Source organism: Streptomyces ureilyticus, from assembly GCF_011045025.1.
Taxonomy (GTDB): domain Bacteria; phylum Actinomycetota; class Actinomycetes; order Streptomycetales; family Streptomycetaceae; genus Streptomyces; species Streptomyces ureilyticus.
Genome location: NZ_JAAKZX010000271.1, coordinates 1 through 10,595, shown reverse-complemented (window position 1 = coordinate 10,595; position 10,595 = coordinate 1). Strand labels below are relative to the sequence as shown.

At 71.6% G+C, this 10,595-nt stretch carries 8 protein-coding genes and 2 pseudogenes; 8 read left to right on the top strand and 2 right to left on the bottom strand.

The annotated features are described in order from the left end of the window. The coding region (locus G6048_RS43115) for an MMPL family transporter (RefSeq protein WP_165345070.1) at positions 1-2,104 on the bottom strand (2,104 nt) is incomplete at its 3' end. Positions 2,105-2,440: 336 nt separating this feature from the next. Between G6048_RS43115 and G6048_RS43110 the strand changes: the two genes are divergently transcribed. The 8 genes and pseudogenes from G6048_RS43110 to G6048_RS50535 form a co-directional block, all read left to right on the top strand. Beyond that, positions 2,441-3,673: a wax ester/triacylglycerol synthase domain-containing protein gene (locus G6048_RS43110; protein ID WP_165345069.1), complete on the top strand. Its 1,233-nt coding sequence runs from the start codon at positions 2,441-2,443 to the stop codon at positions 3,671-3,673. Next, positions 3,667-4,791, top strand: a complete 1,125-nt coding sequence (locus G6048_RS43105) for an SDR family oxidoreductase (protein WP_165345068.1) — start codon at positions 3,667-3,669, stop codon at positions 4,789-4,791. The genes G6048_RS43110 and G6048_RS43105 overlap by 7 nt, the downstream gene beginning before the upstream one ends. An 11-nt stretch (positions 4,792-4,802) precedes the next feature. Beyond that, positions 4,803-5,135 (top strand): acyl carrier protein, encoded by a 333-nt coding sequence (locus G6048_RS43100; protein WP_165345067.1) that lies wholly within the window; start codon positions 4,803-4,805, stop codon positions 5,133-5,135. Beyond that, entirely contained in the window at positions 5,132-6,358 is a 1,227-nt protein-coding gene (locus tag G6048_RS43095; protein WP_165345066.1) for a beta-ketoacyl-[acyl-carrier-protein] synthase family protein, read from the top strand. The genes G6048_RS43100 and G6048_RS43095 overlap by 4 nt, the downstream gene beginning before the upstream one ends. A gap of 65 nt (positions 6,359-6,423) precedes the next feature. Next, positions 6,424-7,938, top strand: a complete 1,515-nt coding sequence (locus tag G6048_RS43090) for an HAL/PAL/TAL family ammonia-lyase (RefSeq protein ID WP_165345065.1) — start codon at positions 6,424-6,426, stop codon at positions 7,936-7,938. Next, the gene (locus G6048_RS43085) at positions 7,935-8,825 is read left to right on the top strand and encodes a hypothetical protein (protein ID WP_165345064.1); all 891 of its coding nucleotides are present in this window, start codon (positions 7,935-7,937) and stop codon (positions 8,823-8,825) included. The genes G6048_RS43090 and G6048_RS43085 overlap by 4 nt, the downstream gene beginning before the upstream one ends. Before the next feature lie 26 nt (positions 8,826-8,851). Then, positions 8,852-9,496 carry an O-methyltransferase gene (locus G6048_RS43080; RefSeq protein WP_165345071.1) on the top strand — a complete coding sequence of 215 codons (645 nt, stop codon included), beginning with the start codon at positions 8,852-8,854 and terminating at the stop codon, positions 9,494-9,496. Between the two features lie 581 nt (positions 9,497-10,077). Beyond that, positions 10,078-10,335, top strand: a pseudogene (locus G6048_RS50535) (helix-turn-helix domain-containing protein); the annotation flags it as partial. Between the two features lie 50 nt (positions 10,336-10,385). On the opposite strand, the pseudogene G6048_RS43075 reads toward G6048_RS50535, so the two are convergent. Then, positions 10,386-10,595 (bottom strand): annotated as a pseudogene (locus G6048_RS43075) (transposase); the annotation flags it as partial.

The following is a 10,595-nucleotide window of genomic DNA, read 5'->3' as shown; positions in this document are numbered from 1 at the left end:
TCCCGGGCAGCCACCAGTTGGCGCGGCCCGCCAGGCACATCGCGGCGGGCACCAGGACGCCCCGGACCAGTGTGGCGTCCACCAGGACGGCGACGGCCAGGCCGAAGCCGAGGATCTTGAGGGAGGTGATGCCGGACAGCAGCAGTGCGCCCATGCTGATGGCCACGACCAGAGCGGAGGCACTGACCAGTCGTCCGGTACGGGCGATGCCGAAGACAACGGCAGCGCGGTTGTCCCCGTGGGCGGTGTAGTGCTCCCTGACCCGGGAGAGCAGGAAGAGCTCGTAGTCGATGGAGAGCCCGAAGGCAATGCAGAACATCAGCGGGGGGATGCTGGTCTCCAGCGTGCCGGTCGGTGTGAAGCCGCCGACCAGCCAGGTCGCGTGGTGGTCCTGGAAGACCAGCACGATGGCGCCGAGGCTCGCGGTCAGGCTCAACAGCCCGACCAGAAGGGCCTTCACCGGCAGCAGCAGCGATCTCGTGAAGAGCAGAAGCAGCACGAATGTGCTGATCAGCATGGCGAGCCCGGCTCGGGGGAGGGCGTGTGCCATCGCTTCCGTGGTGTCCGCCGAGAGGGCGGCGGGACCGCCCACCAGCACGGACCCCGGCGCGGGAAGTGCGCGGACGTCGGCGACGAGGCGCTCCGCGGCCGGGCTGCCGGGCCCCTGGAGTGCGGTGAGGGTCAGCAGGGTCGCGTTCCGTCCGTGATACGCGGCCGATGCCGGGGTCGGGGAAGCGATGCGCCGCCCGTCGCGGTACGTGCCCGCCGACGAGCGTACGTCGGTGACGCCGGGGAGTCCGGAGAGCTGTCGCGCATAGCGGGTCACCGCGGCGTCGGCCGGCCGCTCGCTGTGGGCGGGTGGGGTCAGTACGAGTTTCAGGACCCGCCCGGGCGAGGACACGAAGTCGGCGAGGATGCTGTCGGCCGTCGCGTGGGAGGAGGCCGACATCGGCAGGCTCCGCTCGTCCACGAGGCCGAACCTGGCATGGCCGAAGGGCAGCGCCAGCACAGCCAGCAGCAGGCAGCACCCACCGCCGAAGAGTACGGGCCGACGGGCCACGGCCAGCCCCACGCGCCGCCACCCGGGGCTCTCGGCGGAGGATTCACCGGCCCGGCGCCGGATCGCCCGCCACAGGTCACCGCGGTCCAGGTGCGGGCCCAGCACGGTGAGGAGGGCGGGCACCACGCCCAGCGCGGCCACCGCAGAGAGCGTCACCACAGCGATCCCCGCGCATGCCAGGGACTTCAGGAAAGGCATCGGCAGAAGCAGCAGAGCACCGAGGGCGAGTGCGACGGTGAGGGCGGAGAAGAGCACGGTGCGGCCCGCGCTGCGGCGGGCCTCGGCGACCGCTTGCCGCTCGGACAGCCCAGCGGCGATGCTTTCGCGGTACCGCGCCACGAGGAACAGCCCGTAGTCGACGGCCAGCCCGAAGCCCAGTGCCGTAGTGATATTGGCGGCGAACGCCGAGACCTCCATGAACTCGCTGAGCAGCCGCAGCGCGGTGAGTCCTCCAGCGACCGACAGCAGCCCGATGGCCATCGGTACGATCGTGGCAACGAGCGAGCCATAGGCAGTCGCGAGAACCAGCAACACCAGTGGAGCCACGATCAGTTCGGCGCGTACCAGGTCGGTCCGGCTCTGCTGAACGGCTTCGTGCCTCCCCCAGGCCGGGCCCGTGGCCGACACCTCGAACGGCCCTTGGCCACCCGTGAGCCGCGGCACGATGCGGGCCGCTGTCCGGACGCGGTCGGACTCGCTGCCCCGCAACTCGGCGACGACGAGGGACGATTGGCCATCGCGCGACCGCAGTGCCGGGTCGCCCGTGGTCCAGTACGACGCGGCTCGGCGTACGCCCTCCAGGCCGGCGACCCGTCGGGTGAAGGCCGCTCCGGCCGTGCGTGTACCGGGATCGTCCGCCGGGCTGTCGGTACGGGCCAGGAGGACCAAGTCGCCAACAGACACGGCGAATTGGCGGGCGAGTGCCCGGTCGGCGCGCTCGGCCTCGGTGTTTCCCGGGGTGTAGCCGCCCTGCCCCAGCCGGTCGAAGGAGCCCCCGGCGAGCAGCGCGCAGACCGCCGCGAGCAGAGCGGCGACGCACAACACCCGCCAAGGGGAGGGTGATTGCCGACTCTCCGGCGCGCCGGACGGGCCTTGTGGCCCTCCCCCTCCCCGTGTGCCCTCGGGCCCCGGTTCTCCCCGTGGGCCAGGCGCCCTCTGCGAGCCCACTTTGCCCTGCGTGCTGTGCGAACCCACCTGGATCTCACCCGTTCCGGCGCCGACGGACAGTCTCGATAGTAGCTAAAAGTAATGAGTTAGTTACTTAGTGTAGAGTCTTTGATCGTTCGCTGTTGTGCCGGCCGACTTGAGAGAGGGATCCCCATGCCTTTGGGGCCGTCGTCCCTGGATCCGCTGCTTTCAGAATCTCCTGCCCCCTCGCCCGTGGACCGGTTTCTGTATCGGGCCGCGCGAAGGGCTCGGAACCAGGCCGAGTACCAGGGCTATCTGCTCCTGTTCCGCGGCGCCACGCCGCCCCTGGAACGGGTCCGCGACCATGTGGCCGCCACCGCGCTCCGCGTTCCGGCGTGGGCGTACCGCATCGCTGAACGGCACGGTCGCCTTGTGTGGGAGGCCGCCACTGCCCCTGACCCTCGCGGCCATGTCCATGAACTGCGGGTGGCGCCGGGCCCGGACCCCATCGGACGGATGGTGGAAGCACTGCTCCGGCTTCCCTTCCCCGAGGGGGCCCCGGACTGGGGACTCTGGCTGGTCCACGGCTGGGCACCGGACGCGTACGCGCTGTGCTACCGGGTCCATCACGCCCTGCAGGACGGCATGGGTGGCGCCACCGCGGTTGGTGCGCTGTTCGGCCCGGGCCTCGACCGCCGACTGCCGCTGACCGTGCCGACCGAGGCAGAACCACCCTTGAAACTCATGGAGTTGGCAACGATGCTCGCCGTCGACATTCCCGCCGCCGTGCGCCACACCGCCCGCTGGACCCCGGGTCTGCGCCCGCCCGGCGCGCACCGCACGCTCCATCACACCCACGTCGAAGTGGAACGGCTCCGCAGTCTCGGCAAGGTTGCCGGAGCCACCCTCAACCAGGTCTATCTCGCCGCCACCGCCGGAGCCCTGCGCACCTGGAGCCCCGCCGACTGGAGCGCGGGGAAGCGTTCCCGGCGACGGCCCCTGCATGCCTTCGTGCCGTTGGACACCCGCCCCGCCGGGCACGAGCCCGCCACACTCGGCAATCACATGGCGATGCTGCGCGTCCCCCTGCCCTGCGCGGAGCCCGATCCCCGCCGCCGCCTGGAGTCCGTGGTCTGCAGCGCCCGGGTGACCCCCGAGCGACGCATGGCCACGCGGGCCGGACTACGGGTCCTGCCGCGTACCGGCGCCGCGCTGATCCGGTACTTCTTCGGTCCCCGGCGTACAGCGCTGACGGTCACCAATGTCCGTATTCCGGACGGGCTGTCCTTCGGCGCCGACCCGGTGACCGCCTCCATCGGACTGCCCGCCCTCCTCCTCGACCACGCACTGGTGGTGGGTCTGTCGAGCTACGGCCCCGATGCCGGCGTGTTCTTCATCTCAGACCGTACCGACCCGGATCCGGCCGTCCTGCCCGAGCTGTGGCTCGCGGCGCTCTCCGAACTCGAGGACGCCCACCCGTGCTGACCGTGCTGACCGGCGCCACCGGATTCCTGGGGTCCCATCTGCTCGCCCACCTCCTGCGACGCCCCGGGCAGGTCACGGCACTCGTGCGGCAGGACGGCGAGGCCGGGTGGCGGCGGCTGGAGAGTGCCCTCCGCGCCACCGGCGAGCCCTGGCCCGACGACCTGCGCGCCAGGGTGCGGCTGGAGCGTGCCGACATCGCCGAACCGCTGCTCGGCCTCACCCCCGAACGGCACCGCGAACTGGCCGGACAAGCAGACGCCATCTGGCACAGCGCCGCCGACGTCGACCTCGTCGCGCCCGAGAACCGTCTGGCACGGGTGAACGTCGAGGGCACCCGGCACGTCCTCGACCTGGCCGCGGCCGCCCCGGGCCGCCGCCCCCGGATCGTCCTCATCAGCACGGCCTACGTGGCCGGCGGACGCCTGCGCGGCACCGTACGCGAGGACGAACTCGACGACCGGCACGGCTTTCTCACCCCGTACGAGGCGTCCAAGTACGCCGCCGAGCAGGTGGCCCGCGCGTGGGCGCACGAGCACCGCCACCCGGTCACGGTGCTGCGGCCGGGTGTGCTCCTGACCGACCGTCCGCTGCCCGTGGGGGCGCCGCGGCATCCGCTGGCCGAGGCGGGCGCCCGGCTCAGCGTGCTGGCCCGCCGTGATCCCTCCCGGCTGCTCCCGGGGACACCGCCCGGCAGCCCCTTCACGCTGCGGATCCCCGGCCGCGAGGACGCCGTAGTGAATCTCCTCCAGATCGAGTACGCGGCCCAGGTCGCGGTGTGTCTCGCGTTCCGCGAACCGGCCGCGCTCGTAGAGTCGTTCCACCTCACCCACCCGGACGACACGCCGGTGAGCGACTGCCTGGGCGTCATGCGTGGCATCTGCCCCTGGCTGGATGTACGGCTCGACCCGAAGGCCGGCCCGCTCGGGCCGGCCGGGCAGCGGCTTGTCGGTGTGATAGGTGGCATCCACGCCCATACGTCCGTACTCCGCCGCTATGACCGCAGCAGGCTGCGGGAGGCACTCGGCGGAGCCGTCCCGGACCCGCTCCCCCTGGACGCCCGGTATCTGACCGCCGCCTTCGAGGCAGCCGTGTCCTCCCGCCGATCGACCACCGTGTAACGGAGTTCACCATGTGCGCAACGTACGACGACATCGTCGGCATCCTCGTCGAAGAGCTTGGGCAGTCCCGTGAGGAACTGAGCCCCGAGACCACCTTCAGAGAGCTCGGGATCGACTCGCTGGCCCTCCTCGAACTGAGCGTCATCGTGGAGGAGCGCACCGGCATCCTGCTGGAAGGGGTCACCCACGGCTCCTCCATCGCCGAGGCGGCCGCCGCGCTCGGCGATGCCCTCGCTCCGGCGGCCGCGCGGTCCGGCGACCGGCCCTTGTCGACGGCGGATGACCGGGCTCCTTTGAAGGCGGGTAACCAGGCTCTTTCGGCGGCAGGGGAATCCGGGCGGTGAGGCACGACGACATCGCCGTCACCGGTATCGGCCTGGTCACTCCCGCCGGTATCGGGGTCGATGCGACCTGGCAGGGGCTGCTGGACGGTCGGCCCACAGCGGCCACGGATCCCGAACTCGTCCATCTGGACACCGACTTCACCTGTCGGGTTCCCGGCTTCGACGCGGGCCGGCTGCTCGGCCGTGCGCTCTCCTGGCGCCTGGACCGCTTCACTCGGCTCGCCCTCGTCGGCGCGCGGGAGGCGGTCGCCGATGCCGGGCTCGACACCGACGACTGGGACCCGGCGCGGGTGGCCGTCGTTCTCGGCGTCGGAAGCAACAGCCTGGAGCGGTATCCGCAGGAGTTCGGGCGGTTCAACTCGAACCGCCCGAACCGGTTGTCACCGCTCGCCATCGTCCGCAGCGTCCCCAGCACGGTCCCGGCCGAGGTCGCGCTCAACCTCGGTGCCCGGGGACCGAGCCTGTCCGTGGCCACCGCCTGCGCCTCCGGGACGACAGCCCTGGGCATCGCCCAGGACCTGCTGCGTGGCGGCTCCTGCGACATCGTCGTGACCGGCGGCGCGGAATCCGGCGCCCTGCCCGCGGTAGTCGCCTGCTTCCAGCAGATGCGTGCGCTGTCCAGGCGTACGCACGACCCCGCCGGAGCCTCCCGGCCCTTCGACCGGGACCGGGACGGCTTCGTCCTCGGCGAAGGCGCCGGGATCCTCGTCCTCGAACGTGCCGCGCACGCGGACGCGCGCGGTGCCCGGACCCGCGCCGTACTGGCCGGCTTCGGTTCCTCCAGCGACGCCCACGACATCGCGGCTCCGCACCCCGAAGGCCGGGGCGCCACCGACGCGATGCAGACGGCCCTGCGCGACGCCGCGCTGACCGCCGCCGACATCGACCACGTCAACGCGCACGGAACCTCGACCCCGCTCAACGACGCCGCCGAATTCCGTGCCCTGCGAGCTGTTTTCGGCACACCCCCGGCTGTTACCGCGAACAAGAGCGTCCTCGGTCACGCTCTGGGCGCGGCGGGCGGCATCGAGGCGGCGGCGACCGTGCTCACCCTCCAGCACCAGATCATCCCGCCCACCGCCAACCTCGACGCGCTCGATCCGGACATCGATCTGGATGTCGTACGCAAGTCTCCCCGCTCCGCCCGCATCCGGGCCGCCCTCAGCAACTCCTTCGGCTTCGGCGGCCAGAACGCCGTCGCGCTGTTCACCACTGCGACCTGATCACCACTACGACCTGAGCACCACTACGCCAGCCCTCTCCGACAACCTGATGGGTCGTCACTCACATGCTTCTGAGTAGCTCCCCGCCTGCCAGCCCCACCCTGACCCTCCCCGCACCGCTCACCCCCGACCAGCTTGAGCGGGCCGTGAGTCCGCTGGACATCCGCATCAGCCCCGAGGCCAGGGCCCGGGCCGCGGCCTGCCAGGTCTTCCTCACCGGTCGGCTCGCCTCCGGCGCGGTGGTCTACGGTGCCAGCACCGGCTTCGGTCCGCTGGTCGGATACGGCGGCCGAACAGATGCCGCCGAGCAGTGCGACAACGCGCTCGCCCATCTGGGCTGCGGACAGGGCGCGGACCTGCCGGTACCCGTGGTGCGCGCGACGTTGCTGGTACGGCTGGCCTCACTCACCCGCGGACACTCCGCCGTCACGCCGGAGGTTCTCGACGCCCTCGCTGCGGCCCTGCGCACCGGCTTCACCCCCGCCGTACCCCGCCTCGGATCGGTCGGGGCCAGCGGCGACCTGATCCCACTGGCCCACGCCGTCCAGGCGCTGCGTGGCCGCGGGCGCGCCTACTTCGGCACGACACCGATGCCCGCCGCCGCGGCGCTGGACCGAGCCGGTTTGCGGCCGCTGGTCCTCGATGGACGCGACGCCCTGGCCCTCGTCAACGGAACCTCCCTGACCTCGGCCGCCGCGGCCCTCGCACTGGCCCGGCTGCGGCGTGCGCACACGACAGCACTCCGGCTCACCGCCCTCCTCGCCGATCTGCTGGGCAGCACCCCCGGTTTCGCCGCGTCGCCCCTGCTCGACGCCTTCGGTCACCCCGACGCCGTACGCGCGGGCGCCGCGCTGCGTGGGCTGCTGGCCGGCATTGTGCCGACCGGACGGCGCCCGCTCCAGGAGCCGTACAGCATCCGCTGCACCCCGCAGTTGCTCGGCGCCGTCGGATCGAGCCTGCGGCACGCCGAGGAGGTCATCGGCCATGACCTGCGCGGCGTCAGCGACAACCCGCTGTGCTTCCCCGAGCTGGACGAGATCGCCCACGGCGGCAACTTCTTCGGCCAACCCGTCGCCTTCGCCGCCGACCTGCTCACGCTGGCCGCCGTGCAGACCGGCAACCTCGCCGAGCGCCAACTCGACCTGCTGATCGACCCGCACCGCAACGGCGGGCTGCCGCCCATGCTCGCCCCCGAACCGGGTCGACAGCACGCCGTGCAGGGCGTGCAACTGGCCGCCACCGCGATCCTCGCCCAGATGCGGCGCACCGCGACCCCGGCCTCCATCCAGAGCCTGCCCACCAACGGCCACAACCAGGACGTCGTCCCCTTCGGCACTCAAGCCGCACTGGGCGCCCTGGACCAGGCCGAGTCGCTGCGACTGCTGCATGGCTCACTCGCCGTCGCCCTGCGCCAGGCCGCCCATGTCGGCGCTCGCCGTCCCACCGCACCGGCCTGCGTCGACCTCCTCGACCACCTCTGCGCCACCGTCCCGGCTGTCGACCCGGACCGGCCACTCGACGCCGACGTGCGCGCGGCGGCCGACCTGCTCGACGGCCTGCCACAGGAACTGCCCGTATGAGTACGTGTGGGTGCGGTCACGCCGAGCCGCCGGACGGGGTTGTGCAGGTGAGCTCCCTGTACCTGCCCGAGGCGGGCATCGGCTGCGGCATCGGCGGCGGCGCGGCATGTGCCCTCGCAGACCTGAACCCGAAGCGAGAACCCGGGCACACCCGGCTTCTCGCACAAGAATCCGGACACACAGGCACGGTCGCTCCGTACGATCCCGACGCGCGCGCCCGCTACCGATGGACCGTCGGCCATCAAGCGGCCTTCATGGTGTGGCGGCTGACGTCGGAAGCGCTGATGCCACTCGCGACGTCCGACGCCCCGAACCCGGCCGCAGTGGCCCAGGCGGCGCTGCTCCAGGACATCTGCTCGGCACTCTTCGTCTACACCGGCAGCTGCTCGGCGGACCGATACGCGGCGACCGTACGCACGGACATGAGGGCCTGCGCCCCGGCGTTCAGCGGCGAGTGGGCTGCCGACTACGCCCCCCTCCCCGGTCTGCTGCACCGGGTACGGGCCCGTCATCCCGCCCAGCGCATCGCCCCGCTGCTCGAGGCGGTGACCGCCGGGCACCAGGTACACCGGGCCATGGCCGCACGGCTCGTCCCCGGAGGCGCGTCCCTGCTGAGGCAGGCCGGACGCCGACCGGGCCTGGGGCCGACGTCAGCGGAACGGACCCGCTACGACACCTTCTTCCGTGTCGAACGCCGCCCGGTCTGCCAGGACGGCTTCAACACCCAACTCCTGTGCAGGGCAGGCCAGATGCTGCGCGACATCGCCGTACACGGCCTAGACGACGCGGACGCGCCGCCGCTCCCGCTGGGCGAAGGCCCGGTCGTGAGCCTGCTCCAGGAACTCGCCACGACAGTCACCCGACAGGAAAGCCCGGTGCCGCTGTGACGCACGACGACTTCAAGAACGTTGTGATGACGTCCGCCATCTACCGCTACCTACTGGCCCAGGCCGAATCCCCGGACCCCGTCCAGCAGAAGCTGATCGAACGCACCCAGGCGCTGGGCGGTCCGGCCGAGATGCAGATCCCGCACGAACAAGCCGTGTTCCTCACTCTCCTCACCAGACTGATCGGAGCGCGGCGCATCGTCGAGATCGGCACCTTCACCGGGTACTCCACCCTCGCCTTCGCCCGCGGCCTGCCCACGGACGGACGCATCGTGACCTGTGACGTCTCGCGGGAGTGGACCACCATCGCCCGCGAGGCATGGCAGGCGGCCGGAGTTGAGGAACGCGTCGACCTGAGGCTGGGCCCCGCAGCGGAGACCCTCCGAGAGCTTCCCACAGATCCCGTGCTCGACCTGGTCTTCCTTGACGCCGACAAGCCCGGCTACCCGGACTACTGGGAGCAACTCGTCCCCCGCGTCCGCCCCGGCGGTCTGCTGCTGGCCGACAACGTCCTGTACGGCGGCCACGCCGCCAGCCCCGCGGCCACGGGCAACGCCGCCGCCATCCGTGCCTTCAACGATCTCGTACGCGCAGACGAACGCGTCGAATCCGTCCTGCTCCCCATCGCCGATGGCCTGACCGTCGCACGCAAACACGACGACCGGCATTGACGCGGGGAGCGAGTCGGAGATGAGGCGCAGGCGTTGTCCGAGGACATCGCCAATGGAGCTGGCGCTGTCCAGTTCCTGGGCCTGTGCCTGGGCCTGTGCCTGTGCCTGTGTCTTGGCAAGGGCGGCGGTGAGCGCGGGCCAGTCGGGTTCGGCCAGGACGGTGTCCGCCAAGTCCGGCAGGGCGACTCGGCCGGACTGCGCCCGCTCGACGGCCCTGCGGCCGCCGAGCACGTCCCGTTCGAAGAGGGACGCGGATTGGGCGAACGCCTGGACCACCGGCTCCACAACGAGCCCTTGCGATGCGATGTACGACGACATGCGCGACTCTCCCGGATCGGGGCCCGCTCGTTGGGCTGTGGCGCATCGCACTGTAGGAAGCCGGGCGGCGGCCGCCTTTGCCCAGCGCGCACAGGTGCTTTGCGCATCGTGCACTCGCCTCGGGCGACCGGCCCGGAACGTCCGCGTCCGCGTCCGCACTTCGTGAAACCCGATACTCCTTGCCAGGGCGTTGGTGTCTCCGGACGTCTTGGTGCTGGTTGTCGCTTGTCATTGCTTGCGTCGTGAAGCCTGGTGAGGTGGGCATGAGCGTGGTGTTCTCGGTGCGGTCGATGCCCGGCAGCGAGCGCCTGGAGCACTGGCAGGAAGAGGTCTTCCGCACCTTCGTCCCGCTGCGGATCACCCTCCCCAAGGACGAGCCCTTCAGCGGGACGATCAGCACCGACCGACTCGGTCCGCTCCAGGCGACCACCGTCGACTCCGACCGCGGCCGCGTCGACCGCACGCCGCGGCTGATCGCCCGGGACAGCGCCGACTACGTGTACGTCGGCCTGCAGCGCAGCGGCCACGCCCACGTGGACCAGGACGCCAGAAGCGCCGAACTGCGCCCGGGCGACGTGGCGTCGACCGCGAGGACGAGCCGGTTGTCGGCGGCCTTGGGCTGCGGCAGCACCGCCAGCGCCCGCCGCAGCCCGTCCACATCGATCCGGCCACAGTTCAGCGCGTCGTACAACGCGCCGTGCCCACGCCGGTGTTCGGCCACCAGCGTCAGGTCGACCGGCGAGGTCACCGGCCCGTTCTCGCAGAGCATCGCATCGGTGAC